Here is a 26,158-nt window from a genome sequence, read left to right as displayed (position 1 = left end):
AGTTATCGTGCGTAATATGCTGAGGTACCGGCGTATGAGGGTTATCACGTATAACGGATGACCGATGCGGTGGAAAACGGCTTGAATCGAAAAATAGAGAGGAAAAACTCGGCAGATGCAATTTGACTGCGTTTCAAAACCGAAAGCAGGGGAGTCTCTTCCCGCGATCGCTCAAAATTCGTCCGGGGGCATGGGGCTTCTCGATGCCCCGGAAGCGGCGTCGCATGAAGTGAACGCGGCGGCGGCCTATCTCGCGGAGCTTCATTCCGAAGCTTCGCGGCGCGCCGTGCGCTCGCGCCTCAATGTGATTGCGCGCTGGTTCGGGTTCCCCGATGCCGTGAGCTGCCCCTGGGGGCGGCTCCGCTACGCGCATGCCGTGGCCTTAGTGCATGAGTTTTCTGATAAAAGAGGGCTCTCCGCCACCTCCGTCAACGCGTACCTTTCCGCATTGAAGGGCGTCGCAGAAACCGCCTGGCGCCTGCGGCAGCTTGATCTCAAGACTTATTCGGAGATCAAGGCCGTGAAGCAGCTGAGAGTCCATCGCGAGCCGCGCGGGCGGGCGCTTTCTCTCGAAGAGTCGGGAAAACTCCTTGCCGCAGCCGACGAAGAAGAGCGCCCGAGTGCGCTGCGCGATCAGGCCGTGATTGCGCTCCTTCTCGGGTGCGGTCTTCGCCGGGCGGAAGCGACGACCCTGAGGCTTGAGCACCTCAATATGGCGGAAGGGAGCCTGCGCGTCCTCGGCAAGGGTAATAAGGAGCGCACCGTGTTTCTGACGCCGGCCGTGAGCGCGCGGATCCATGCCTGGCTCGCCGTGCGCGGCCCGGCGCCCGGGTGGCTTTTCGGCCGCTACACGAAGGGCGGAAGACTCATTCTCGAGTCGCCCCTCGATCCCGCGTCGATCGGCCGGATTGTTGCTAAAGCGCTCGATGAGTCAGGAATAGAGCACATCACGACCCATGATTTAAGGCGAACGTTTGCGACGAGACTTCTCTCAAAGAACGTCGACATCGTTGCGGTCAAGAACCTTATGGGCCACGCGAATGTCACCACGACCGCCAAATACGATCGGCGGACAGCCGATGCCTTGAAGGATGCGGCCAATCAGCTTGACCTTTGATTCTTGTTTGACGCGATCCCTATGAAGCATCTTCATTTGGTTTATGCTTTGGCTCAAATTTGTTCGGCGAGAAACCTTCTGCTTCTCGCCGCTTCCTTTTTCAGGTTTACCAATGATGACTTTCATTTCCCGCCGTACGGCGGTCGCCGCCGCGCTCTCGCTTTCGATCCTTGCGCTCGCGGGCTGCGGCGATAAGACTCAGGATGCGCCGAAAACGACTGCCGCTCAGGACACGATGGAGAAGTCCGTCCTCGTGGTCGGCATGGAGCTTGCTTATCCTCCCTTTGAAGGGAAGGACGCTGCCGGGAATCCCTCCGGCGTCTCCGTCGACTTCATGAAGGATTTCGGCAAGAAGATCGGCAAGGAAATCCGCATTGAGAACATTTCCTTTGACGGCCTCATTCCCGCTCTCGTGACGGGGAAGGTCGACATGGTGATGTCCTCGATGACGATCACCGCGGAACGCGCGAAAACGGTCGACTTTTCCGCGCCCTACGCCAATGCGCTTCTCGGCATCCTGACGAACAAAGAGAGCAACGTGAAGAGCATTGAGGACTTGAACCAAAAGGGCCGCAAGATCGCAGCCAAGATCGGTTCCACTGGCTACCTCTTTGCCCAGAAGCATCTGACGAATGCCACCGTCACGGCGCTCCCTGACGAGAGCGCCTGCGTGATGGAGGTCTCTACGGGCAAGGCCGACGGCTTCCTCTACGACCAGCTCACGATCTACCGCAACTGGCAGAAGAACCTTGACACCACCAACGCGGTCTTCATTCCCTTCCAGGATGTGGAGCCCTGGGGCGTTGCGGTGCGAAAGGGCGATAAGAACCTCTTGAACGCGCTCAACAGCTTCATTGAAGAGAGCAAGAAGGACGGCGAATTCGACCGCCTGACGGAAAAGCACCTTTCGGCTGAAAAAGCGGCGTTCGACAAGCTCGGCTTCAAGTGGTTCTTTGACTTCACGCCGTTAAAGAAGTAATGCCGGGACTTTTTACCGTTGCATCCGGCGAGAAGCCCTCAGTGCTCAAGGCCGCGGCGAACTCAATACTCGCCGCGGTTCTGATCGTGGGCTTCTTCTGGGTATCGCTCTCGCGAATCGACTATCGGCTCGACTTCTCGTTCCTGCCGGATTTCCGCATCCGCATCTGGGACGGTTTTCTGTTGACCGTCGGCGTGAGCCTCGCGAGCATGGTGCTCTCGCTCATCTTCGGAGCCCTCTCCGCTGCCGCGAGCCAGTCGCGGTTCCTGCCGATCCGGTATTTTTCGTCCGCCTACGTAATCTTCATCCGCGGCACGCCCCTCATCATGCAGATCTACCTTTTCTTTTATCTGGTAGGTACGGCATGGGGCGTCGATGATCGCTTCTGGGCTGGCGTCATCATTCTTTCGGTCTTTCAGGGCGCCTATATTTCCGAGATCCTGCGCGGGAGCTACCTGTCGCTCGATCCCGCGCAGCTCGAGTCCGCCCGGGCCGTGGGCTTCACGCGGGCGCAGACGATGCGCTTCGTCATCATCCCGCAGATGACGGCAAGGACGCTTCCGGCGCTCGCCGGCCAGTTTGCCTCCGTCATCAAGGATTCGTCGCTTCTCTCAATGATTTCCGTGGTGGAGCTCACGCAGGCGATGAGGGAGATCAGCGCCACCAATCTGAAGCTCGTCGAAAGCTATCTCTTCCTCGGCATCCTTTACCTCATTCTCACGATTCCTGTCGCCTACGCGAGCAGGGTTCTCGAAAAGCGCTTCTCCTATGCGGCTTGATCTTGAGCACCTTACGAAGCGGTTCGATGCCGCGGCGCCCGTTCTGAATGACATCACGTTTTCGACTGAAACGCGGTCTCTTGCCGTGATCGGGTCATCGGGCTGTGGAAAGTCCACGTTTCTGAGAATTCTGGGCGGGCTGATTCTCCCGAGTTCCGGAGACATTCGTCTGGAAGGGACTCCGATCCCACAGACGGAGGCTGAGCTTCTGCAATTCCGCCGTCAACTCGGTTTTGTGTTTCAGCAGGGGAATCTCTTCAGGCACATGACGGTGCTCGAGAACATCACGCTCCCGCTCGTTGAAGTGCACGGCTGGGAGCGCGAGGCGGCGAAGGCGAGGGGGCTTGAGCTGCTGAAACGGTTTGGTCTCGCGGATCATGCGTTGAAATTGCCTGCGGAACTTTCGGGCGGACAGCAGCAGCGCGCAGCCATTGCACGCGCCGTGGCGCCGAAGCCCAGGCTCCTGCTCCTTGACGAGCCCACGAGCGCGCTCGATCCGGAATATACGGCCGAGGTGCTTGACGTCGTGGCGGAACTTCAGGAAGAGGGCATTGAATTCGTGATCGTCACGCACGAAATGGGGTTTGCGCGGAAGGCCTGTGAAAAGACGGCATTCATTCATGCCGGGAAGATTCTGGAGTGCCGGCCGAGTGCAGAGCTCTTTCAGTCCCCGCAGGCGCCGGAGCTCAGACACTTCCTCGGGCGGATTCTCGAGTGGAATGCGTGAGCGGAAAAGGCTCTGAAGTACTCGCCGGTGTGAGGCCGACAGAACGTCCATCGAAGAGAATCGGAAAAAATGGGAACCCTGCAGAGAGATGCGGGTTCCCATTTTCGTCTTCTGACTTTATGGATCAGTCAGTACTTGAGCTGCTTCCCAGCGATCAGAACGACCAGCGGGCGCCAACATTGACGCGCCAGGGTTCGGAGAGCTCAGCCCCCGAATAGCGCTCGAGATCGGCATAAAGCTGAATCGCCGGCGTGAAGTTGTAGTTTCCGCCGATGCCGTATTCGAACCAGGTGTCGTCCGTTTCGAGTTCATAGGTGCCTTCGCCGCGGGTGAGCGTCACGTCGCCCTGGAATTCACGAAGAACCGAAGCGCGGACGTAGACATTGCCCTTCTTCTCGGGGAAGGAGAGGCCGGTGCGGAAGCCGACTCGGCCGACGAGCGAGTCGTAGCCGTCAAGGCGGCTCGAGACCGCTTTCTGCGTGAGGCGGTTGACGGTATCAAAAGACTTGCCGGCAACGTGACCATAGCTGAGCTCGAGCTGCGGCTCCACGAAGACAAGCGGCGTCACCGTAAAGCGATGACCGATTTCGGCAGAGACCGAGTAGGCATTGGTGTTGTAGTCCGCGTGGGTGCCCGCGACCGTGGTGTCGCTTTCAACACGTGCAACCTTGGCGATGAGGTCGAGGAAGCTTCCTGAGTCGCCGAGCCAGGAGGCATAGGCAGCAAGACCGTAGACATTGTTGTCGCCGCTTCCGCTTACATAGGAGAGGTCGGAATCCGTGTAGGAGAAGGCGAGACCTGCGTGCGTATTGAAGATCACCGGAATCTTCGCGTCCGCACCCATCTGGAAGGTCGTGAAGTTGTTCTTCGAACCCTGGAACTTCTGCTTGCCCGCATTGACGCGCGCCCAGACGCCGGCATTGCCTTCGGAGTCGCGAAGTTCGCCCATGCGCTTGTTGAGATCGTTCATCTCAAGGCGCCAGGTGATGAGGCCTTCGGAAATGGACTTGCCGAACTGCTCTGTACGTGCGTTGAGAACTTCCGTTTTCTCAATGATCTCGCCCTTGTCGTTGCGCTTGATGGTTAGGGCGTTGTTTGATTCGCCGTCAGCAAGCGTTAGGTCGGACACCGAATTGTCCGACCATTCGATCAGGCGAGCCATGGCTGCGCTCGAGGATTCGAAGCTGTCGTTGAAGTTGCTTGTGCCGGCGACGATGGATTCCGTCTTGAACGACGTTCTATCCATGGTGATGGCCCCATCATCAACCTGCAGCGCAGCACCGTTCTTCACATGGCCGCCAAGCTGAACATCGGCACTGTCAAAAATGACGGCAGTGGTCTTGACCGTATTTTTGCTGAGAAGCGATTCATTGGATGCGGCACCAGAGTCAGAGACGTTGAAAACGGCACCACCGGTATAGATGTCGCCGGTGACTTTTGCGCCTTTCCCTAAGAGAATGACTGCGTCAGAAACTTCCGAAGAACCTGCTTTATAGACATAAGATTTGTCTTTGTTTTCAGTTTTTTCTCCCATGGATTGAAGAGCAACGGAAGCGCCGCCATAGATAGAGCCATTGATTGTTGCGTTATTGACCTGGATGGTAATGTCGCCTTTCGATTCAACTTTGGTGAATCGATTTGTTCGCTACATCATCTCCGCCATAGCCGGCAATGCCGCCACCGGCTATTGCGCCATCAAATTGATCATTCGTAATTTGAAGAGATGCTCCTCTGTCAGCATTGTAAAGTTTATTGACTGTTCCTCCATTCACTTCAATAAGCGTATCTCCATTTACAACTGCCGTTGCGGCGCGCATTTTGGAGCTAGTTTCTTCATTATTATATCCGGATTGCGCAATTCCGCCGCCGATGATTCCGCCTACTATACCGCCAGTCACTTCGATGTGAACAGATTCAACGGTTGCAATTCCTTTTAAAAAATCATTGGCTTCGGAATTGACTCGCACTTTTCCGCCGCCAACTACAGCTTCTGTAACTTCACCACCGGATATGATGATATGCGTGTGCCCAACTTTAGCTTCAGAGAGGTAAAGAGCCTCGTTTTTTAAATCTAAAGAATCTAAAGGTGCTGAGGCATATCCGGATGCGTATCCTCCGCCAACAATTGTTCCCTTAGCAATTCCGCTTTTAACTTCAATTAAGGTATCTTTTGCTGTTGTGACAGCTCCAATGGAACTATCACCAGGCTTCACCGTATAGTGATAGGTATATCCGCCGCCGAAAATATCGCCGCCCATCACCTGTTGATCCTGAGTATCAATAATGATGTGCGTATTGCCGACAGAAGAACTGACAGCCGATCCTTGTGAGTAACCTCCGCCAAAAATATCATCAACAACGATATTTCCTGTATTCTTCTTGAAATGTAATGTCACATCGCCTGTTTGTGTTTTTTTAGAAGAATCGGAATCATCTGAGCGGATCGAACTCACCCCTCCGAATACCTTTCCATCTTTATAATCTTCTTTAATTAATGAAGAATCCCATTCGGTGGCCTGATTTACTTTCCCAAAATAATGGTGACTTTTTTCAGTCGTACTGGGTTCAGCTAAGACTGAAGATGCCGCAAAAGCACAAAGCGTGGCTATAAAGAGCGTAGATTTCCTGAAAGCGTACATAGGGACAGTATCCTTTTCAATTTGCTGGTGTTCTTATTCGCTTAGAGAGGCTGGTGCTGACCTATTTGGTCGAAAGCGATAACGATCATCTTCGCTTGATAGTCGTCGATGAACGACACCCTAAGAATACAAAAAAAGCCTTTTTTTGAAAAGCCCATGTCGAATAAGATCGACGCTGCCAGTAGCGATTCACGTGTTTTGACATCCATGCTCGGTGATGGATGCTTCAATCTCAGAACCGTCGATTCTTCTTCGCTGCCACATCAGTCCGATGATGTCGCTAATATTTTTTGTTCCGCAATCGTCGTCGGGGAAAACCCTACATTCTGTTGCAAGAAGTCCAATAAGTTGATTTTTCTGTTTATCAATTTGATGCTAACAGAATGTGAAAGGCGTGATTGATTTCTTTAATCGGGATGCGTTTCTGCTCCAGTCTTCCTTTCGTTTCGCACAACATTTCTAGCAGCCTGAGCTCTTTTTCCGTGAGACAGTCCGGCATTCTTTTCACCTGACTTGGCTCAGACACAGCAAGATGTCGATATCTCATGAATGTCTTCGCATCCATCATGACGTTTTCCGTCGGGGAATAGATCTTTCTAAGATCAGAGAGGATTGCGAGACCGTGGGTATCAAGGTCACCGAAATAGAGAATTCGGCTATTTACAAGCCATTCCACCCGTCTACTGCCGTGACGTCGTATCCCATCCCGATTAATATCGGGATATCGGGAGGAATGTCGAGAGGAATCCAAGTCTGTTCATTTTCAATGATGATGATTGTTTTTTGAGGGGAGGTTAGGCAACCAGGCGAGCGAACGTCAGTTGGACGACATCCTTGCCATCGCCCCTGATCCAGAAATAGGCATGGAACATACGCACGAAAAGCGTCTTCCGTCGCAGTCTCCAAAAACATTTTCGCCATGTGATTTATTTTCTCTCAGCTCTTTAATCAATTACCAGGCACCAGAAATGAGTGCCTGATGCTTTTCATAGCATTTGGTATCGATGTCTTCGACCGGAATTTCCTGAATTCATAGACCAGAATCCGTGTTCGTCAGTAGTAAATTCAGAAGCAGGGTGAATCGCTTCAATCGAATTTCTGTTTCCAGAGTGCATTAGTAGTCCGGAGAATGCAAATGAGGTGGAGCATAGGCTGGCAGTATCCCTTGTCTTTTCAATTGCATTCTCCGGATGAAATGTCCTGAAAGGCATCTCGAACTACTGTTCAATTGGTCTAACCCTATTGAATCCAGCTTTCTATGAGTTATCGCCAATGCCGTCAGCCTTTTTCGGGTTTCAGCACTTTTTTTCAGATATGCCAGCCAGCTCTATTTTTCTTTGGAGGAGTTCGTTTGACTACATTCCAGGATAAGCGATCCATTTGTCTCCCGGAAGTTTTACCCACCATTTGTCCTGATAGCTGAGAACCGAAGCATTGGAATTTTCAGAGACTGCCCATGTCTGCGGAAGGTTTTTAAATAGTTCCTGGGGGCGTGGACAGGTCGTGGACGCGGCCCACGGATCGCAGGTCACCGTGCGGCCGATGAGCTCCGAAACCGCGAGATAGCTCGTGCTTTCCGGGATTCGGATCTGAGCCGCAGGCAGCTTAGTCTTCGGAAGGCCGAAGAACTTCACGAGTACGGGAACATGCGTTATCCGGGGGCTCGGAATTTCACGCAGTCTCGCCATCTGGATCTTGTCTCCGCGCACAGCGGCGCCGTGTTCCGGAATCACGATGAAGAGAACCTTGCGTCCCGAGGCTTCAACTTCAGTCATCACCTGACTAAGGTCATTGAGCAGATTTTCTGCGCGGGGCTTGAAAGGCATCGGGCGCGAGCTGCTGAGCGCACGGTTGCCGTCGTGAAGCGCGATCAGATTAAAGAAGGCGGCAGTGGGTCCGCCGTCGGCGGGCTTATGCTTCAGCCAGTCCCGGAGAACATCGGCGGTGCGGTAGATTTTCGAATCGTCAAAGGCGGCGAGCGCCTGGCGGTAGGCGCTTTGATCGGAAAGCTTCTCCGCAAAACCGGCGCGCTCGCGGAGCGAGTCGAGATAGCCGTCGAACTGACCATTGTGGTCCATGAAGAAGGTTGTTTTCCAGCCAGCTTGCTCCAGGCGCCCAAAGAGCTCGCACGAGGGTTCGCGATGGTTGTAGAGCACTTCGTGCGACGGTTGGCCGCAAGCAGAACGAAGAAGCCGGATGGTCGCAGGGCCGGAGTAGGTCGTCGCGGAATTGAAGTTCTCAAACCGTGCATCAAAACGCGAGAAAACCGGGTGATCGGCAAGCTCCGACGCTTCGAGATCATCCGTGGAGAGCGAGCAGATGTTGACGACTGCAATGTCGAAATCCCGGGGTCGGGCTTCCTGGGGAATCCCTGCCCTGCGTTCGCTTTCAGACTGGTAGAAGCGGGTGAGCCACCGGTTGATGCCGGCATCATTGGCGGGCTCGGTCTGCGGTGGGAGGGGGCCGGATTCAGCCTGAAGAGGTACGGTCGCGGAGAGCGCTCCGGCTGCGGTTTCTGTGGGGACCTCCCGCGGAGTTTCGTTTTTTTCAGATTCGAGAAGCATTCTCCAGTTTGGGAGCGAAAAGAAGATGAGTCCGGCTATGGTGAAGACCGTAAAGCGGATCCAGTTCCTCAGCAGCATCCAGACGATGAAGGCGGCAAAAGCGATCTCAACCATCTCAATGTTGACGGCTGAAGAGGCAAGCTCAAGGAGATAGGCAGGCGAAAAATCGGCAAGATTTCCGATGTTCCGGATGATCACATCCGGGCCGGGAAGCCAGCTTTCCGACCAGATGAGCGCAAAAGCACCCGCGAGCGCTGCGGCGGCCCGGATTCTTCTCATGAGAAGCGATCTGATCGGAATCAGAATGAGGGCGAGGAGCGCGGCATTTTCAATCGGCTTCAATTGAATGTAGTTGAGCCAAAGGAGGACAAATTTGCCGATGAAGTAGAGGTTCCAGACGCCGGCGCCCCGGGAGCCGCCGGAAAAGGATTGATCAGGCGCGGGCTGTGTCATCTGCTGCGTTCCTCTCGCTGGAGCAGGGCCTCGATGGACGGGGCTCTGCGGATGCGCAGGCGTCCGATGAACTGCCAGCGGACCTCGCGTTCGAGTGCGGTTTTGTATCGGTTAAGGAGGCTTCCTGCGGGTATGAAGATCAGTGCGCAGAGAAGAATGAGGCTCCAGATGGAGGAGAGGTCGGGGATCTGCATTTCTATTTATTCCGATTGAGAAGCCCGGCTTTTGCACCGCACCGGGGTGATGGGATTGGGCTTCATGAGGGATAACCTGAACCTGTCGGTTGTGCGGCTCCCGGGCTGGGGAGCAGCATCAGCGGGCCGGCGCGGGAGCCGGCGGTCGTAGATATTTTTCGAAGTACGGTTTTCAGCGAGGAACGCCCGGCAGCGTGCAATGAGCGCAAGAACGTCCCGATCGTCGAAAGCGGCGTGGTAGGAATGAAAGAGGAGCGCCGGGTCGAGAAGAAACGTGCGCTGAAGCGAGAGTTCGACGTAGGACGGGTGGCAGCCGGAGAGAAAGACCACGCCGCGGTTGCCGAGTACGGCCCCGATATCGCCCGATCGCCTCGGAGCAAACTGCGTCATCGCCTCTTCTGCGGTGAGCGAGGGATCGGGCTCAAGAAGAACGAATGCGCCGTGCATGTCCTGACGGTCAAAGGGCGAACGGACGGCATTTTCCGCGAGTTCAAGGAACTTCCCGACCGCCTGCAGTCCCATCACGGAGATCACTTCGAAGGAGCGTGCAAGCGCATCGAAATCCGCTGGCGGCGCATGCGGGAAGGTTACGCCCGAGAGGCTCGATAGCATGACGCGGACATGACCGGCCGTCGCCTTTGGTTCAAAGAGGAGATTTGCGCCGCAGGCAAGGAGGAACGCTTCGGAAGATGCTCGGAGGGGAGAGCCCACTGCACAGACGGCGATTTTGAGGAGTCTGCCGCGGCGCGTGCGCAGCTCAGCGATCATTTTTGCCGCCGGCTTGATGTCGGACGGCTGGTCGATGCGGAATACCAGGGTGGCTGCAGTACTCATCAAGCCGCGCTCAAAGACCTCCGCGTTGCTCCCGAGCGGGTGAACGGGGCTGTTTTTGCCTTCGTCGTACTCGAGAATCGGGGCGGCGCTCCAGATGAAGTCATCGTCGCCGGAAACGTCTTCTGCTTTGGCTGCGGAAAGCGTTTTAAATCCGCCAGCGGGCAGTGCGGCGGGAGAGAGGAGCATTTCGCTTTCGCCGGAGTGGAATCCCGGAACATGCCAGAAAACTGTTCTCCATTTGGTCTCTTTTTCCGAAGCGTAAAGCAGCGCGAGCCCTGAGAGATGCGCGCTTTCGCGCATCAGGGCACCCGAAAGCTCGAGCGCCGTTTCTCCGTAAAAAATGATGAGAATGGGAAGCGCCCGGTCCTGCGCCGCAACCGCGCAGTCTGCAATGACTCGGGCAAGTTCCTCGGCATGAAGCATGAGAGCGCTTTCCGCGCCGAAAGAGAGGACAGCTGAGGAGACGCCCGGGGAAAGTGCTGAATAAAGCGAACGGGCGGATTCCACCAGTCCCGCGCCTCTGCCCCGAAGGTTTCGGACGGGGGCGGCGGCGAAGGCGCGGATGCTGCTGAGGCTCATGGGTGCCGAAGCCTTTTTGAGAACGGCGCGGTCCGGCTGCTCGAGAAGGAGAAAGAGCGGAGGCTCCGTATCCGCCGCAGCAGAGGGCAGGACGGCGCGCAGCGCATCCGCTTCATTCTCTGCGAGGAGAACATAGAGATTCCCCCGTGCGAGCGTTCGCAGGGGGTCGGCGACGCCGTAAATGCCGAGCAGATAGTCCCTGGTAGTTCTTGTCATCATCATGAATCAGGATTAAGGTTGAGGCGCATCAGCGGTGCTGAGCGGAGCGGTTTCAGCCCGGTTTCTTCCGCGTTGTTTGGCGCGATACAACGCCTCATCTGCCGCTGCGATCATTGATTCAATGCTCTGAGCGCCAGGCATTAAGTTCACGCGAGCACATCCGATTGAGATGGTCAGGGGATTCTCAGCCTCATCCTCATGAAGTTCGGCCGTGTCGCGGGAGATATGACGGACGGCTTTGAGAAGGCGGGCAGCAATTTTCCTGAGGTTTTCGTCGGACACGTCCGGACAGATCACGCAGAACTCCTCGCCGCCGTAGCGAAATACTTCGTCGCTTTCCGAAACGGCCGCTTTGAGCGTGTGCGCTGCCGCCTGAAGCACTTTGTCGCCGAAGAGATGACCGCGGGTGTCGTTGATGCGCTTGAAGAAGTCGATGTCGACCATCATGAGGCCTAATCTCGCCGGCGCAACCGGCGTCGTATTGATGAAGTTCTGCAGCGCATAACGGTTGGCAAGTCCGGTGAGCGCATCGTGGCTGGATGTCCAGAGGAGGCTCCGGTAGCTCGAAAAAAGCTCTTTCGACCTGGATTGTTCCTTCGCAAAACGCTTGAAGAGCACTGTCAGCCATTCGCTGATCTGACTGAGCTCCAGGATCGGCGAATGAATGATGCGATCGGGCACTCTTAGCGTCTGCTCGAAGCGCTCGATTGCAATTGAAATGGCTCTGAGCGGCCGCAGGAGCATCATGAAGCCGAGTATCAGCACGGCGCAGATGAGCAGAATGACGACCGTGAAGGTGCCGACGATGGGCTGGAGCTGATCTGCAAGCTGATTGATCACGCCGACATCTTTCAGAATGTCCTGAGATTCGATTTCGATGAAGAGCCTCGAGAGCTTGGAAGTGCTCTCCTCCATATCGTCAAGACGGGCCTGAAATTTTTGATTGGATGCCTTGAGCGTGCTGAATTGCCTGTTCAGTCTTTCGTATGACCGGGTAAATCCGTCGCAGGCATTTTTCAGATTTTCCGAAAGCACTGGATGCGTGCAGGACTGATGAATGTCAGCGTAAATTTTATGAGCGAGGCTGCTCAGCAGGTCTACTTTCGCTTCAACGATGTCGATGCGTTCGTTGCCGCGCATGACAGCCGGAAACCCACCTGCCTCGTTGCCTGTATTGCCTGAGAGAAGGTAGGTCATCAATCCAAAGCCGTGGAAAATCTTCCATTCACGGTAAATAACGTCGCGTTCGGTTTCGAGCTTTTGGCGTTCAAGCCATACTGTGCGAATTTTTGAGAGCAGCAGCATGGTCTCCGCCTTCATGCTCTCGTGTCGATCGATGGAGGATTCGGAGAGGAGCGCAAAGGCATCAATGTAGGCACTCCTCGCGTTGGCAAGGCCTGGGGTAGTGGCAAGAGTGCTGAGAGCGCTTCTCAGGCTCTCTAGATTCACAAAGCTCCTCTGTGCGTAGAGGATTTTCTGTACGGTTTCCTTCGACAGGTTGGAGGTATGCTTCGAAATGCTGCTGTTGACATGGACGAGCAGGCTGACGGAGATCATCATCAGAATGATGATCGGCACAAAGAGAAGGATGAGAAAGCTTCGCAGACGGATGGAACCCTTTGCCTGGCTTCTCATGCCGGATGAGGCGTCTTCAAGTGCGTCGGGGGCGTGTTTTCTGAAGAACATCATTTTTATATTGAGCCGAGCGTGAACATAGAAGGCCTTTGGCGCCTTAGTAGTTCATAAAGGAGAAGTAGCGCAGGCTGATCGTCTGATAGATCCCGGCAGCCTTGAGCTGCTCCATAGCCTTATTGACGCGTTGGATGAGCGCTTCGTCGTTTTTGCGGGCAGCGATGTGCGCGTTCACAATGTCGGAGTTCAACCCCTCAGCGATGCCGCCGATATAAAGTCCATTGCCCTGTGCCTGCTTGAGAAGCTGATAGCCTGAAAGTCCATCAACGAAAATGGCTTCAACCTCGCCGGAACGGATAGCATCAGCCAGTTCGCTGTAGTCTTCATACTCAATGAGCTTTGCGCCTTTCGGCACAAAGCGGGTGCGAATAACCTCGGCCTGCAGCGAAGCTTTCTGGGCGCCGAGAACCAGGTGTTCGGCGGTGTCTTCGTTGATTCCTGCAGCGTATTGCTGCGTTGAGATGAATAAGCTCCTCGAGCGGTAATAGGTATCGGAAAAAGTCATCGTTTTCTGTCGTTCTTCATTGATTCCGAGACCAGCGGTAATGAGATCAAGCTTTCCTCCCTGGAGCGCGGGAATCAGCGCATCAAAAGGCATGGGGATAATCTCGCAGCGGACAGCAAGCTGCCTGCAGATGGCGCGGCTGATGTCAGGGTCGAATCCGATGAGTTCGCCATTTTCAACGTAGGTGAAGGGCCGGTAGTTTTCCTCCACGCCGATGCGAAGAAAGGTCGTTTTTTCGATGTTCGGATTGCGCGTCATGAGCCAGAAGGCCAGTGAGACAACGGCGATCAGGAGGGCGAGGATGCCGAAAAGAACTTTCGGTCCGAGGCGGGCGTCGGTCATAGTGATACGTCCTTCGATCAAATAAGCGTTATTGAGAGTTGACGCATGTCTGCTCAAGAGAGAAGCGCTTTGCGACGGAAATCCTGACGGGCCGTGAGAAGTACCATCCCTGGTAGAAATCCGGCTCCATGGCGTCAAGCAGGGCGAGCTCCCGCGCGGTCTCAACGCCCTCCACGCAGACGGCGGCGCCGTATTCACGCGCAGCGGCAATTAATCTTCCAAGAAGCCTGGCTCCGGCTTCGGAGCTAAGTGCTTTAGCTGTCAGACTGCGGCCGAATTTAAGAACGTCAAAGGGAGCCGCCAGGAGACTTTCCAGGCTGTTGTAGCCCGTTCCAAAATCGTCGATAGCCGTACGCATGCCCATCTCACGGCATTTCTTTAGAAAGAGTTCGAGATTTTGCGGGTAGATCGTTTCGGAGGTTTCTGTAATCTCCATAAGAAAGCGGCTTGCAGGCTGAGTAGAGGACTTCAGCGTCTCCATGATGAATTTAAGATAAAGGGGATCGTCCACCTGAATCGGACTCACATTGAAGCCGATGGTGCATTCAGGGTAACGGAGCTCTTCGGCAGCGCTGAGAGCCGCTTCAAACGTCCAGCGGCCGAGTGGAATGGCAAGGGGCGTTTTTTCAAGCACAGGAATGAATTTGTGCGGCCCGAGATTCGAATGAGGCGTTCGGAAGCGGATGAGGAGTTCTCCGCCCGCCGTGGTACGGTTGCGCCGGCTGACGACGGGCTGAAAGTGGAGCTCAAAACCCGCAAAATTGTTTTTAATGGCGCGGTAGAGCGCAAGTACATCGCCGAGGCTCAGCATCGTGTCGCTCAGTTCGCTGCCCGAAGCATCCTTGCTGAGGAGCTCGAGCACCTCAATCACCTTCGGCATCCGGTTCTGGAAGGACGTTGAATGTCCTCCGTTTGAAATTTGGTTGAGCGCGGAGAAGAAGTCGAGCGGGAGGCCGATGTGATCCAGCTCTGCCGAAAGGAGTTCGTTGAAGTTCCGCAGGCATTCGGGGCTCTCCGTGCGCAGAATGACAACGAGCGCCCCGCAGCATCCCGAAGAGCTGCAGATGACGGCATCAGGCTCCTGAGCGTGCCGGAGAAGACGCTGGGAGATGAGATTCACCAGATCCTCACGCTCGGGTTCGGTTGAATGCGTCATGCGCAGCACTGCTGCGGAGCTTCCCGCCGGGGCTGAAAGGAGCATGCTGAGTGTGGCCTCGAGCTTTTCACCGCAGCGCGTGAAAGTGAAAAGTTCAGAGAGAATTCTGCGATCGCTGATGAATTCCACGCTGCCGCAGACGTAGAGGGGTCCCTTCGCCGCGTGATGTACGCGTGCACACCGGATGCAGGTCCATACGACTTCCCCGTTGAGCTCGACGCGGAAGTATTCGACCATCCGCGGCGCACCGTCAGTGAGCGCCCGTATGGCTGCCTTGCGGATGCGTTTGTCTACTTCGTTCGTGATGCGCTTTTCGATTTCGCGGACCGCAAAGAAAGGATTGTCCTCAGGTTCCCCAAAGAGCTTCTTCAGATCCTGAGAAAAGTGGTATTCGCCGGAGGCGAGATCGCCGAAAAAGAAATAGGTGTCCTCATAGGAAGCCGGCGCTGTGGAGCGGAAGGCATCGAGCGTGCCGCTTTCGCGGGCAAGCCGCACAATTTCTTCTGCGGCCGTCATTTCTTCGCTTTCATTGAAGCTTGCGAGAAAACGTTTGATGTACTGCATGGGAATTACTGCCATTCTGAATAGGGTTCCGGAGCGACGGGCGGCAGAGGAAGATCGCCCGCCCAGTCGTTGAGCGTGTAGCGAAGCCAGAGCGTCGCGAGCACCGGGGTATAACCATCTGATTTCTGATAGATGAATTCGCCTCCGAGAAACCATCGGTCAGCGAGACGTCGTTCAAAAGCAGCACGAGCCGATAGCCCGATGCCGACGGAGGAATCTGCCGCTTCGCGTGCATAAAGGTCTGAAAGGAGGGGCATGGAATCCTTGATGGGGTAACGGTCTCGCGCGCTGCTTTTCGCATAGGAGATGCCGAGGCGGCCTTCGAGGATCCATGACCAGTCTGCGCTTCTCCTTGCTTCGGATAGCGAGCCGCCAAACGAAGCAAACTGCTGCGGAGAGTAGTAGCCCCCCTGACCCCAGACGTAGTCGGAGAGATCCTTGTCAAAGTGCCAGTACATGAGGGAAATGCCCGCCGTGCGCTCGTGATTGGGTTCGTTCACCCATCTGTGGTACCACCCCGCCATCGCCTGAAGCGACCGGTTCTCCGCTACGTTTCTGCCCGTGAGCATTTCCCAGGAGACGAAGCCCCAGAAGCCGTCTGAGCCCCCTTCATCAAGGGATCCTGAGAGTTCAAATCCGGTGCGTCTGACGCCGCCCCATGTACGTCCCGTCTGCGGGTCGCGCATGCCTCCGAAAGAGAGGAGGGACGACGATTTCGGCCGCCGATAAAAGGAGAGCGTGATGCTTCCCGGGTCAAGATCCCAGGAATAGGATGCGCCGCCCACGGGGTCGGAATACGTGAATCCAATGGGCGTCATGCCGACATCAAAGGCAAAGGCTCCGCGGGCCCAGGCGACTGCCAGTGATTCGCCGAAATCCCTGCGCATTGCGAGCCCCCGGCAACCCGGGGCGTAGCAGGTGCCGAATTTCGCACCGTAAGGCTCCTCGAGCCTGAGGTTTCCTACGTCGTAGTGCACGGTATCGGCCCGCAGCGTAAGCCACCCGCCTGCGGCCGGGAGTCTCGCCTCCTTGACCCAGGTGAGCGCTGAGAGGTTGGAGAAGCCCGGGGTGCCTGAGTCGTAGTTCCAGACGAGCGCCGTACGGATTTCCGGGGTCTCATTCAAATAGAGTTCCGACGCGCCCGAGCGCAAGGAATTCTGGAGCCACTCTGAATCGCTGCGTTGATCCGGCGTACGCATGGCGCGCGTAAAGGCGGCATCGTCCTCTTTTTCTCCCGCTTCGAGCATGCCGGCATTGACAAATGCCTTGCGGTAGAGTTGAAGCGCCTCTTCGGGAACTGCGTCCTTAAGCGATTGAGCGGCTTTTCTCACCACTATTGCGCTCTCTTCATCCATTCCTTCCGGGGCATGAGCCGCATAGTCCCGATAGAGCCTAAGAGCGCGGGCGGCATCATCGGCTTCCTCAAGGAGGGCGCCCAGGCGGCTCACTTCAGCCATGGAAAGCAGCAGGAGCGGCCGGCCGTTAACGAGTTCACGCTTATCAAAACGTCCGAGATATGCGTGAAGCCGTCTCCTGGCAGCAGCCTGGTGAGCCCTGCTGTCATTCATGTCGCCGAGGAGCACTTCAACTGCATTGAGCGGCGCCTCACGCTCCCATTCAGGAAGCTCGGAGAGGCGATCCCAATTTGCAACTGCGCGTTTCGTGAGGCCGGCTTTCGCCTCCCAGCGTGCAAGCTGAGCGATCTGCCAGTCTGCTTCCGGCCTCGCCCCGGAGAGCATTTCGGCAGCCATTGCCCATTCGCCTTTCGTCGCCAAACCGAGCGCTTCTTCATACGCGGCATTGGTCTCAAGCTCCTCTCGCAGGTCGAGGAGTTTTTCCGCATCAGAAACATCTTTTCCGATCGGCATCCATTCGTCATGGCGATCGGGGATGACTGCAGCGGCTGCGATATCTAAAGCAGAGGCTTCCATGCCTGCGTTCACCAGAAATCTGGCATAAGGAAGCGCCCATTCTGGAGATCTGAGGTCCGGGGCATACTTTTGCCAGGCCTGAAGCGCGTCATCGCGACGACCGGCAGCGAGGAGTGCAGCCGTGTAGCTCCCGAGCGTCCACGGTTCAGGACGCCGCAGGCGGAGCGTGCGCTCAAGCATTTCAATTTGTTCCTGCAGATTTCCCCCGGCTTCCGCATTCCGGGCCTTGAGTTCATATAGGTCGGCGGCAGCATCTCTTTGATCTTCATCGACCCGAGCAAGAAGCCCGGCAACGCGCTTGCGCTCGCTCGGCGCCGCTCCCCGGCTTGCGGCAAGGGCATCCGCAAGATGCGATTTCAGACGACCCCATTGACCCAGCCGTCTGGCGATCTTCGCGAGGCCAAGGTGTGAATAGGGTAGGTCGGGACGAAAATGGGCGCATTCACGATATGCTTTCCGCGCTTCTTCGAATCGTCCGCGCGCTGCGAGCATGTCTCCACGGTCGACGCCGATCCAGTAAAGGCCTTCATTGAGCGCATTGCGCCAACGGTGTGTACGGGAATCCTGAGGGAACGTTTTGAGCGCTTTTTCCAGAACGCGGGCAGCTCGTTCGCGTCGCGTGCCGTTCTCGTAAATGTCATTCAGCGCTTCGGCGAGCGTGCGCTCAAAATGATGATGCGCGAGAAGTGAGGCGGCGCGTCTTGAAAGAATCACGCTTCCATGCTCCTCAGTGCGCCTGATGAGCGCCTCGATTCCCTTTACGCCTTCAGCCTCGCGCCCGGGGATGGTGAGAAGCACCGAGAGGTATTCGAGTTCAAGACTCGATTCCGGAGGCCGCCCCTGAGTGGCAGGAAAGGTCTTTTGGTAAAGCTCGAGCGCCTCGGCGCTTCGACCCGCGCGAAAGAGTAGCCGGGCGCTCGCCAGCGCATCGCTCATGGGAGGCTCAATAGAGGCCTGAAGCACCCGGGCTTCCCGGCATGCCTTTTCATCAGGAGATGCGCAGAGATTCCGCACGAGTTCCTTTATCTGTCCGATGTCAGGTACGGCGTTGGTAATGGCGAGCCGCAGCTCTTCAAGCTTCGGGCCGGCATCATTGGGATTCATCGACATGAGACGACGGAGCGCATCACGTTCGATTTCTTCCCAGCCGCCGGCACGGGCAAGCGAAGCCTGATTTTCGAGCCAGGGTTCAGGAGCTACGCCATGCGTTGCGACCTCGTTTCCCTCAGCTGCCCGGCAGGACGAAGCAAGGGCAAAGACGAGCATGAGCCAGGGTATCGTTTTCATGGCATACCCCTCGGATGAAGCAGCCGACCCTCGGCGTCAAAGGCAAAGATGCCACGGTCATAGCCCAGCCCGAAAAGCGTCAGAACGCTTTTGTAATAGGCGTAGCCTGAAATTTCATTTTTGGCGAGCAGCGTTCTTGCAAATGCGCCGGTCCGGGTATTGCGCGTCCAGGGAAGAAGACAAGCCGCAAAAGCATCCGGGCCCGGACTACTCAGGGTGAGTGTTTCTCCCACGACGCGCTCGGGCGGCACCCCGGCCTCATCCGTGGTTCTGATCATGGGGCTGAGCGCACGCTTTAAGACCGCGGCATCCGGATCATCTGCGGAAGTCATGCCTGCCCACAGGTAGACCCGGATGGCGTCCCATGAGCCCAGTTCAGCCTTGACGCCGTGGGCCGTACCGGTCTGGTCGAAGTCTGCCCAGTCTGCAGAAAAGCCTGAGCGAGACCCGCGCAGGATCGTGCGCATGGCGCCCATGCGGATTTCACGCCACGCCGGATTTTCTGCTTCGAGGCGCTTCAGAAGAAAAGGCGGATAGTAGCTCGGATTCTGTCGAGCGAGGCCGCGGACGCGAAACCCGACGGCTCCCGGCGGAATCACGCGTCCGAGCCCTGATATGTCGAAGGATTCCGACAGAATAAGTTCGGATAGCTCGCGTCCTTTCTTCGCATACTCTGCATTCTTCCAGAGCCTGCCGGCCTCAAGGAGCGAATAGGCGATCCAGAGATCAGAGTCCGCCGCGTTGTTGCGGTCGAGAATGCCCCAGATTTCTGTCGCAGCGCCGGTTTTCGGGTCCTTCCCAATGCTGCGGCCCCAGAGCCACGCCGGGAGATTTTTAGTGCAGTCGCCGTAGCAGAGATTCTCTTCCGTCCACCGGAAAATTCGCTCAAAACTCTTTCTGTCCTCTGCTGCGAGCGCAAAAAAGAGCGCATAAGACTGGCCCTCAGAGGTGGTGGAGAGGTTCTCTGCCGCCCGGTTGACAATTCTTCCTCTCTCGAGTGCGTCCCTGGCAAAAATCTCCCAGAGATTCCAGCCTCGCCGATCAAATGATGATGCGTAGGCAGGGCGCACTGGGTCTTCAGCTGCGAGCGCAGGAAAGGGCGTGAGGAACGCCGCGGCGAGCGCAAAAGCGCCCATCAATCGAAGGGAATTGCACATCATCTGCTCCCTCCCTGGGAAAGACGCGAACGAATGCGGATTCTCATCAGCGCATAGATCAGGCAGCCGATAAGAATGGCGCATCCGAGCGCACACAAAATGAGAAGAAACGGGTGCTCGAGCATGACGTACCAGACATGCTGGTGCCAGGGGAGGCTTCCGACGGAGTAGCCCGGCGCGGGATAGAAGTTAAGCGCGCCGTTTTCGCGAATAAAAGAGACGGAGCCGGCGGAATCGAGGAGTTTTGACGGATCTGCGAGGCAGGCGTTGAGCCTTTCTGAACCATTCGGGTCCGCCGCAAGGAGCGCGACGACCGAGCGCCCGGATGTGAAGGGCGACTCGAACCCGGTCAGGGCGGCAAGCGTCCCGGCAGCGAGCACTGAGAAACGCTCTTCTGGCGCGGAAAGCCGGCGCGTTTTTGGATTCATGCCGGGAATGCCCCTTGACGTGAGAAGCTCCCGGGAGAGCGCATCAATCAGAAGCGCGGGCTTCTCCTCGTCAGGGCTATCCAAAACAGACTTCGGGAGCCGGCCGATGAGGAGGATGTCCTTGTCGGCAAGCGATTCCGGGTTCGGGTCAATCCTTACGTCCGCCTTGAGTCCTGGAGCGCCGGTCAGACTGCCGAGGCGGCCCGCAGCATTGAGGAGCGTTTCTGTTTCAGCCGGCGTAGGTTGAGCGGAGAAGACAAAGACGGTATCCGAAAAATCCGCCATGCGCGTGAAGGGGAAGCTGGACTGGGCAAAAAGCTTGAGATCGGGAAGCTGAGCATAGTGATAGAACCCTGAAAAATCGATGGTTGACCGCGGATCGATTTCGCACTGCTGGTCAATGAGCGTGACGGTCCGGCAGTTTTCAGGCGTGCCGGCATAAATGGAAAGCGCGTAGCGGAAATCGAATTCCAGCGTATTGACGGCATCAAAAAGAATCGTCGGGATGTCGAGCATTTCAAACATGCTCGCAATGGAGTCCACTACGGCAACGCGATTGACCGTTTCGCTTGAACCCTGATCCGTGAGGCGCTGAGCTTCAACGAGTGTGTTGTTCACGCGGAAGCGAAGCTGCGCCTGAGAACTGGGTTCGGGCAGCGTATAGCGGTAGCGCAGGTGCACCGGCACGCTCGAGCGGTTGATGACGAATAGATCCGGAGGCAGCCGGAGCGTGAGGTGTACGGGCCAGGGCTCAGCGCCTCGCGTTGTGAGCGCCCCGGGATATTCGGCGAGTTCGCCGAAAGTCGTCACGCGCGACGTATCGATCCACTTCGGCGCGTCGTAAGGCTTGCGGGCGCCGACTTCCACGGCTTCCCTGATGCTCGAGCGTGATCCCGACAGGAGCGCGCTGCCGCTTGCGGCGGCACGCGCAGCATCCATGAGGTCCGCATCGTTCCGTCCGGAAATGACGAGCATCTTTGCCCATGGAGAAAGCGGGGCGTCTGCAATGGCGATTTCCGGCCCTTTGGGTTCGGGCCAGTCCTTCAGAAATTCCGGGTGCCGATTCGGCGTATAGAAAGCGACGAAATGTCCTTCGGGAGGAATCAGATTGAAGTAGGAAGGAAAATCCGCTCCCCGCCAGTCGGCCTCAACGCCGAAGTAGGTGGCTAGCACTGTCGCGGCGCTCAGCTCTCCCGCGGAAGGCGCGCTGCTGAAGGCAAAGCCCACGCGCAGCATGCTTTTGTCATAAGGGTCGACAAAGGGAACCGGAAAAAGGGAAAGGTCGTCAGCCACGCGCAGCTTCTGCCGGGAGAGCGAGAGCTGACTCGCATTGTCCACCGTAAGCCACAGCGTGGGCGAAGTGGGTGTTGTGCAAACATTGTCGTATTCGCCGATGAATTCGAGCTCAAGCACGTTGGCGTCCTTGAGCTTTTTGGGATCCAGCGGGACGATGGACTGATTCTGCTTGCCGAGCATCTCCCGGCTGATCGGCAGCACTTTCTGCACCTGGCCGTTGAGCCTGATGATGAGCTGGGAGCGGATGGGAAGGAGCGCGGGCGAAGGCGTCCAGTAGAGCGTGAGTTCGGAAGCCGTGATGATTTCATCGCGGCGCATGACGAACTCAAACGTCTGCTTCGGCCAGATGCCGGTCATCCGGATGGATGCTGAAGGTCCGCCCGAAGCAAGTGAAGCGAGCGGCAGGAGTTCCGTTTTTGGCGGAATGGCTTCCGCGCGGGAGTCGCGGGGGCGCGCGAGCGCCTCGGCGAAGCTCGTCAGGGCGGTCGGCTCGGGTGCAGCCCCATGCGGCTGGTTTTCTGCTGCGGCGAAAGCTGCCGGCAAAAAGACGGCCTGAAGGGCAATGGATGCGATGAGGGGAAAAATCAGAGTCTTCATCTTCATGACGCAGCTCCTTTGCCGGCTGCGGGGAAACGGGAATTCAAAGCGGCGCTGTTGAGCGCTTCTCGGCCGAAGATCACGGCATCTGCTGGCTGGCAGCCCGGCGGCCGGGGCAGAAAATCAAAAAGAGGCTTCATGAGGCGCAGTACGCCGAAGAGGAAGCGCTTCAGGCGGTAGGGAAGGTTCTTGAGAATGCCTGAGCACCCGAGCGCAGCAAAGCGCAGGAGCATCAGCGCGCCAGCCGCCGAGGTTTCATCTGCGATACGGTTCCTCACCCAGGAGTCGGCCCTGGAAAACGTGCATTGCGTGAAAGCACGCTCCAGTTCGGGCGTCATGCGGATCAGTTCCACGCCCAGGGACGCAGGGGAAACTCGACGAATGATGATGGGAAAGTCGTTCATGATGCCGTCGCGCGTCATGACGAGCGATGCTTCCTGATTTGCAGCGAAAAGGCCTTCTGCTTCCGAAGGAATTTCGATCCGCGCCCCGCGCTGTGAATAGTCGGTGAGCGTCACTGACCAGAGACGGCCGTCTGCTGTCCGCAGCATGGCGGGGAGCTCCTGATGAACTCGTGGAAATTTGCGGCCCTGAACCGTTTCAACCGCCACCGCGACGGCAGCAAAGAGAATGATGAGGTTGTAGATCGTCCAGCCGCCATTGATGGCGAGCGTGAGATAGCTCGGAGAATCAAAAAATGCGATCTGATAAAAGAGGAAGAGAAGCGCGGCTACGTTTACCCCGATCAGGAAGAGGTAGGGCTTTGAGAGCGTCCAGTCGAGGTATTCGTGCTCAATGGTGCCGCCTTTTACGGTCACGTTGAATTTGCCGAGCTTCGGCGAGATGAGCGCCATGGTGGTCGGCACCAGGATGTACCAGGAGAGAATCGCCTCATAGACGCCCGAAATGAATGGGCTTCGGTGTCCCTGCTGAATGATCGAGGTCGTGATCGCAGAATGCAGCATATGCGGCAGCACGAAGACGAAGAGCGACGCAGGATCCGCCTCAATGACGTAAATGCCGAAAAAGAGATAGGGAATCGGCGCGAGCAGAAAAATCAATCGGGGCAAGCCATGGAGAAAATGAATCATGGCATTGAGAAAGCAAAGTCTCTGCCCGAGACTGAGGCCTCGTCCGGCTAAGGGGTTGTCCGTGCGGAAGATCTGAATCATTCCGCGCGCCCAGCGAATGCGCTGGCCGACATGGCCGGAGAGCGTTTCGGTGGAGAGTCCGGCGGCCAGAGGGATGCCGATGAAGGCGGACGACCATCCGAGGCGATTCAAGCGCAGCGAAGTATGGGCATCCTCCGTGACCGTCTCGACGGCGATGCCGCCGGCTTGATCCAGTGCTCTACGGCGAATGACGGCGCAGGATCCGCAGAACATGGTTGCGTTCCAGGTGTCGTTCCCTTTCTGGATCAGATCGTGGAAGAGCGAATTTTCATCCGGCTCATGGGACGTCAGACCGAGATTGCGCGTAAAAGGGTCCTGTGAATAAAAATGATGCGGCGTCTGTACGAGTGCAATATCCGGATCCCTGAGCATCCAGCCCATGGTGAGCTGGAGAAAAGAGCGCACCGGGATGTGGTCGCAGTCGAAAATGGCGACGAATTCGCCCCTTACGATTGAAAGCGCATGATTGATGTTGCCGGCCTTGGCATGATCGTGCTGATTCCGGCGAATGTAGCCAACGCCCGCAGAATGGGCGAAGTTTTTGATTTCGTCGCGGTCGCCGTCGTCGAGAATCCATACGTGTAGCTTTTCCTGCGGCCAGTCCATGGATGCGGCGGCATTGACCGTCGGACGAAGCACGTCCAGGGGCTCGTTGTAGATCGGAATGAATACGTCCACATGCGGCCAGAGCGCTTTGTCCTCCGGACAGGGAACGGGCTTGCGGTCAAGCACCCAGAAAACCTGAAAGTAGCCGAGGAGCATTACGACCCAGGCATAGGTTTCTGCCGCAACGAGTAGGAGCGAGCACATCGCGCCCGCAGTCGAATCGAGGTTCAGGGTTTCCGAATAACGCCACCACAGATAGCGTGTGGAGACCAGAATCGAAAGGATGATCAGAAGGAGCAGCGACAGGTGTGAGCGCACTTCCCTGAGGAGCAGCGCTGTTCCGAGCGTAAGCATCAGAAAAATCGTCTGATTCTGCGTGTCAAGCGGTTGAGTTACGCAGATTGCGCTCAGTGCAATCCCGGCCGCAATCAGAAGGACGAGAACGAGGATCTCAATCTTCGTGACGGCCAGACGACGGCGAACGCCCGCAGCCTGAAGCCGCCGGTGAACGTTCGGAAGACGTTCAAGGTTCAGCGTGATCGAGTTGATCAGCGCAGTGACGAAGCGGCGCTGGAGATTGGAGAGAATGCGCAGGCGTTCTCTGCTGCTGATGAAGAATCGCATCCCGAGAGATGCTTCTTCTTCTTCGGAAATTGCCTGATATTTTCGGCGATTCAGCCGATCAGGATCATTTTCTGGTGGGGGAGGGGGGGGGTAAACTTGCCTTCAGAGGCGTGATGAGGATGAATAAACCCTGCAGAAGCATGCGCAAACAGTCGAGCGTCCGCAGCGACATGAAGTTCACCTGCGGAAACCAGAACTGAGCATTGCGCCGAATCGAAGACCAACCGGCATTCTCAAGCGGGCAGAGGAGCCAAAGAGCTGACAACAGAATGCTGTTGACAAGCAAGCTGAGGACAGTCTTAGCGGACAGCCTCAGCCTTCTCATCGACAGTCGGTACGCTGTCAGCGGACCGGAAAAATATCCAAGAAAGGATTTCATGATGAAGATCCCTCCCGGACGGCATGGCGCTTAAGCTGAAGTCTTGCCCAGCAGGCAAGACTTGAGATCATGCGTGAGCTTGCCGCATCCGGCACAGTCTGAGCGACGGGCTGCTTCAGAAAGCTTGCTTCCAATGCGAGATCATCAAATGGAATGGCAATGGGCGCAAGATGATCGGAGATGCCGGGGAGAACGTTGAGAAATTCCTTTGCCTCCTTCATGGAGGCGCTCTCAGGACGCACTTTATTGAGTACTACGGCTTCCTTGGGGTGCAGCTGCCGCTCAGCCAGAGACATCAGACAGCCGGCATCCGGCTCTCCGACTGTAAAAATTACGTCCGCGAGGGCGTTTGTGATGCCCGAAGCCCAGTTTTGCTGAAGAGCCCCGCTATTTCCGGCATCCACAATAATGTCTGTGAAGCCACGCTCAAGCGCTTCCCTGATCAAATGGCAGCACGTTTCGATCTGTACTGCTCGGGCATTCCAGCGTGAATGAGACATTTCGCCGCAGCCAAGCGGCAGCACAAAAAGCGAACTCGTATAGCGCCAGAGCGCGTCAAAGGGAGAGCGGCCGTCCCGGACGCACGTCAGCCAGCCCTCCCGGCACGGGAGAGGAATATTGAAATAAAGCTCCAGAGGGGCCGGCGAATCGCTGACGCTGAGCGCCAGCACTTTTCGGCTCATATGAGAGACGTGCCAAGAGAGGGATGCTGCGAGGAAGCTTGCCCCGGCTCCGGATCTCAGGCTTTGAATTTGAAGCATCACGAAAGAGTTCTCCTAATTTTTTCTTCAGGAGACTGGAACTTCGTGTTCTTGCTCTCTTCAGAGATGGTCGCGAGACGCAGGCGCAGCGCATCGGAAAAAAGCGGGCGCACGCAGGCTAACGACGAAGCATCCTGCTTCATCGTTTGATAGCCGTCAGCGTGAAAACGCTCAATTCGGCTCAGCTGAATTACATCCTTTGGCAGCAGCGTCATATTGAAGTGATTTGAATAAGCATGGCCATTTTATCAACATGACGAACTTTCTGTTTAACTGTTGTCTATAGAGCACATGGATAGTGATGCTCTAATGGATGATTAGGTCGCGTAAACATGGCAACCAGCTAAGCTGGAGTTGATTCAAATGGATAAAGAAAGTATGGATTGGATCTCATCTACAATCCATACAAATCAAATGAATAGAATTGAAGAGATTGGAAGACGCCAGGTTGCATAAAAGAGCCGCTGCACATTATTTCGAGGTGTTTACAATATCCAGAGATCCAAATGGGTGAAAATTTCGTACCTGATATTCAATGAATTTCTCATGTCGCTTTAAAGCTTCGATGAATGTCGGA

General features: G+C 56.3%; 20 protein-coding genes. 4 read left to right on the top strand and 16 right to left on the bottom strand.

The genetic code is table 11. The features are described from left to right. The first annotated feature begins 115 nt into the window (after positions 1-115). From FG381_RS01870 to FG381_RS01855, 4 genes are all read left to right on the top strand, one after another. On the top strand, positions 116-1,117 hold the full coding sequence (locus FG381_RS01870; protein ID WP_226960238.1) for a tyrosine-type recombinase/integrase: 1,002 nt from the start codon (positions 116-118) through the stop codon (positions 1,115-1,117). 112 nt (positions 1,118-1,229) lie between these two features. Further along, positions 1,230-2,096, top strand: a complete 867-nt coding sequence (locus FG381_RS01865) for a transporter substrate-binding domain-containing protein (protein ID WP_139687278.1) — start codon at positions 1,230-1,232, stop codon at positions 2,094-2,096. Further along, on the top strand, positions 2,096-2,875 hold the full coding sequence (locus FG381_RS01860) for an amino acid ABC transporter permease (protein ID WP_139687277.1): 780 nt from the start codon (positions 2,096-2,098) through the stop codon (positions 2,873-2,875). The genes FG381_RS01865 and FG381_RS01860 overlap by 1 nt, the downstream gene beginning before the upstream one ends. Further along, positions 2,865-3,602, top strand: a complete 738-nt coding sequence (locus FG381_RS01855; RefSeq protein WP_139687276.1) for an amino acid ABC transporter ATP-binding protein — start codon at positions 2,865-2,867, stop codon at positions 3,600-3,602. Before FG381_RS01860 ends, FG381_RS01855 begins: the two co-directional genes overlap by 11 nt. Positions 3,603-3,756: 154 nt before the next feature. Here the strand turns inward: FG381_RS01855 and FG381_RS01850 are convergent, their stop codons facing one another. The 16 genes from FG381_RS01850 to FG381_RS01775 form a co-directional block, all read right to left on the bottom strand. After that, positions 3,757-5,136, bottom strand: a complete 1,380-nt coding sequence (locus FG381_RS01850) for an autotransporter outer membrane beta-barrel domain-containing protein (protein ID WP_139687275.1) — start codon at positions 5,134-5,136, stop codon at positions 3,757-3,759. 85 nt (positions 5,137-5,221) lie between these two features. Beyond that, positions 5,222-6,241, bottom strand: coding sequence for a hypothetical protein (locus FG381_RS01845; protein WP_139687274.1), 1,020 nt, complete (start codon positions 6,239-6,241; stop codon positions 5,222-5,224). A 364-nt stretch (positions 6,242-6,605) separates the two neighbouring features. Next, positions 6,606-6,992, bottom strand: coding sequence for a Wadjet anti-phage system protein JetD domain-containing protein (locus FG381_RS12920; protein WP_139687273.1), 387 nt, complete (start codon positions 6,990-6,992; stop codon positions 6,606-6,608). Positions 6,993-7,596: 604 nt separating this feature from the next. After that, positions 7,597-9,258: a cellulose biosynthesis protein BcsG gene (gene bcsG / locus FG381_RS01835; RefSeq protein WP_139687272.1), complete on the bottom strand. Its 1,662-nt coding sequence runs from the start codon at positions 9,256-9,258 to the stop codon at positions 7,597-7,599. Beyond that, entirely contained in the window at positions 9,255-9,452 is a 198-nt protein-coding gene (locus FG381_RS01830) for a cellulose biosynthesis protein BcsF (protein WP_139687271.1), read from the bottom strand. The genes bcsG and FG381_RS01830 overlap by 4 nt, the downstream gene beginning before the upstream one ends. 6 nt (positions 9,453-9,458) lie before the next feature. Then, positions 9,459-11,087: a BcsE family c-di-GMP-binding protein gene (locus tag FG381_RS01825; RefSeq protein ID WP_139687270.1), complete on the bottom strand. Its 1,629-nt coding sequence runs from the start codon at positions 11,085-11,087 to the stop codon at positions 9,459-9,461. A gap of 9 nt (positions 11,088-11,096) precedes the next feature. Then, positions 11,097-12,773, bottom strand: coding sequence for a GGDEF domain-containing protein (locus FG381_RS01820; RefSeq protein ID WP_139687269.1), 1,677 nt, complete (start codon positions 12,771-12,773; stop codon positions 11,097-11,099). Positions 12,774-12,816: 43 nt separating this feature from the next. Then, a complete protein-coding gene (locus tag FG381_RS01815; protein ID WP_139687268.1) occupies positions 12,817-13,623 on the bottom strand; it encodes a substrate-binding periplasmic protein in 807 nt (268 codons plus the stop codon). A gap of 28 nt (positions 13,624-13,651) precedes the next feature. Continuing rightward, complete coding sequence (locus tag FG381_RS01810; RefSeq protein WP_165697799.1) at positions 13,652-15,343, bottom strand: EAL domain-containing protein; 1,692 nt, start codon at positions 15,341-15,343, stop codon at positions 13,652-13,654. A gap of 5 nt (positions 15,344-15,348) precedes the next feature. Beyond that, on the bottom strand, positions 15,349-18,561 hold the full coding sequence (locus tag FG381_RS01805) for a cellulose synthase subunit BcsC-related outer membrane protein (RefSeq protein ID WP_139687266.1): 3,213 nt from the start codon (positions 18,559-18,561) through the stop codon (positions 15,349-15,351). Beyond that, on the bottom strand, positions 18,558-19,721 hold the full coding sequence (gene bcsZ / locus FG381_RS01800; RefSeq protein WP_165697798.1) for a cellulose synthase complex periplasmic endoglucanase BcsZ: 1,164 nt from the start codon (positions 19,719-19,721) through the stop codon (positions 18,558-18,560). Before bcsZ ends, FG381_RS01805 begins: the two co-directional genes overlap by 4 nt. Further along, entirely contained in the window at positions 19,718-22,045 is a 2,328-nt protein-coding gene (bcsB, locus tag FG381_RS01795; RefSeq protein ID WP_139687264.1) for a cellulose biosynthesis cyclic di-GMP-binding regulatory protein BcsB, read from the bottom strand. Before bcsB ends, bcsZ begins: the two co-directional genes overlap by 4 nt. Then, complete coding sequence (bcsA, locus tag FG381_RS01790) at positions 22,042-24,441, bottom strand: UDP-forming cellulose synthase catalytic subunit (RefSeq protein WP_139687263.1); 2,400 nt, start codon at positions 24,439-24,441, stop codon at positions 22,042-22,044. The genes bcsB and bcsA overlap by 4 nt, the downstream gene beginning before the upstream one ends. A gap of 64 nt (positions 24,442-24,505) precedes the next feature. Beyond that, a complete protein-coding gene (locus FG381_RS01785) occupies positions 24,506-24,820 on the bottom strand; it encodes a hypothetical protein (protein WP_139687262.1) in 315 nt (104 codons plus the stop codon). Continuing rightward, positions 24,817-25,581 (bottom strand): cellulose synthase operon protein YhjQ/BcsQ, encoded by a 765-nt coding sequence (locus FG381_RS01780; protein ID WP_139687261.1) that lies wholly within the window; start codon positions 25,579-25,581, stop codon positions 24,817-24,819. Before FG381_RS01780 ends, FG381_RS01785 begins: the two co-directional genes overlap by 4 nt. Next, positions 25,581-25,796 (bottom strand): hypothetical protein, encoded by a 216-nt coding sequence (locus FG381_RS01775; RefSeq protein ID WP_139687260.1) that lies wholly within the window; start codon positions 25,794-25,796, stop codon positions 25,581-25,583. The genes FG381_RS01780 and FG381_RS01775 overlap by 1 nt, the downstream gene beginning before the upstream one ends. Positions 25,797-26,158 lie beyond the last annotated feature (362 nt).

Origin of the sequence: Sutterella faecalis (genome assembly GCF_006337085.1) — a bacterium.
GTDB lineage: Bacteria > Pseudomonadota > Gammaproteobacteria > Burkholderiales > Burkholderiaceae_F > Sutterella > Sutterella faecalis.
This window is presented reverse-complemented; position numbering and strand designations above follow the sequence as displayed.

Excerpts from the sequence above, each read along its gene's own strand:
- FG381_RS01825 (WP_139687270.1), bottom strand. The coding sequence starts at position 11,087 with ATGATGATGACAAGAACTACCAGGGACTATCTGCTCGGCATTTACGGC.
- FG381_RS01805 (WP_139687266.1), bottom strand. The coding sequence starts at position 18,561 with ATGAAAACGATACCCTGGCTCATGCTCGTCTTTGCCCTTGCTTCGTCC.
- bcsZ (WP_165697798.1), bottom strand. The coding sequence starts at position 19,721 with ATGATGTGCAATTCCCTTCGATTGATGGGCGCTTTTGCGCTCGCCGCG.
- bcsA (WP_139687263.1), bottom strand. The coding sequence starts at position 24,441 with ATGCGATTCTTCATCAGCAGCAGAGAACGCCTGCGCATTCTCTCCAAT.
- FG381_RS01810 (WP_165697799.1), bottom strand. The coding sequence starts at position 15,343 with ATGCAGTACATCAAACGTTTTCTCGCAAGCTTCAATGAAAGCGAAGAA.
- FG381_RS01815 (WP_139687268.1), bottom strand. The coding sequence starts at position 13,623 with ATGACCGACGCCCGCCTCGGACCGAAAGTTCTTTTCGGCATCCTCGCC.
- FG381_RS01780 (WP_139687261.1), bottom strand. The coding sequence starts at position 25,581 with ATGCTTCAAATTCAAAGCCTGAGATCCGGAGCCGGGGCAAGCTTCCTC.
- FG381_RS01845 (WP_139687274.1), bottom strand. The coding sequence starts at position 6,241 with ATGTACGCTTTCAGGAAATCTACGCTCTTTATAGCCACGCTTTGTGCT.
- FG381_RS01865 (WP_139687278.1), top strand. The coding sequence starts at position 1,230 with ATGATGACTTTCATTTCCCGCCGTACGGCGGTCGCCGCCGCGCTCTCG.
- FG381_RS01855 (WP_139687276.1), top strand. The coding sequence starts at position 2,865 with ATGCGGCTTGATCTTGAGCACCTTACGAAGCGGTTCGATGCCGCGGCG.
- FG381_RS01785 (WP_139687262.1), bottom strand. The coding sequence starts at position 24,820 with ATGAAATCCTTTCTTGGATATTTTTCCGGTCCGCTGACAGCGTACCGA.
- bcsB (WP_139687264.1), bottom strand. The coding sequence starts at position 22,045 with ATGAAGATGAAGACTCTGATTTTTCCCCTCATCGCATCCATTGCCCTT.
- FG381_RS01820 (WP_139687269.1), bottom strand. The coding sequence starts at position 12,773 with ATGATGTTCTTCAGAAAACACGCCCCCGACGCACTTGAAGACGCCTCA.
- bcsG (WP_139687272.1), bottom strand. The coding sequence starts at position 9,258 with ATGACACAGCCCGCGCCTGATCAATCCTTTTCCGGCGGCTCCCGGGGC.
- FG381_RS01775 (WP_139687260.1), bottom strand. The coding sequence starts at position 25,796 with ATGACGCTGCTGCCAAAGGATGTAATTCAGCTGAGCCGAATTGAGCGT.
- FG381_RS01830 (WP_139687271.1), bottom strand. The coding sequence starts at position 9,452 with ATGCAGATCCCCGACCTCTCCTCCATCTGGAGCCTCATTCTTCTCTGC.
- FG381_RS01850 (WP_139687275.1), bottom strand. The coding sequence starts at position 5,136 with ATGGGAGAAAAAACTGAAAACAAAGACAAATCTTATGTCTATAAAGCA.
- FG381_RS01860 (WP_139687277.1), top strand. The coding sequence starts at position 2,096 with ATGCCGGGACTTTTTACCGTTGCATCCGGCGAGAAGCCCTCAGTGCTC.
- FG381_RS01870 (WP_226960238.1), top strand. The coding sequence starts at position 116 with ATGCAATTTGACTGCGTTTCAAAACCGAAAGCAGGGGAGTCTCTTCCC.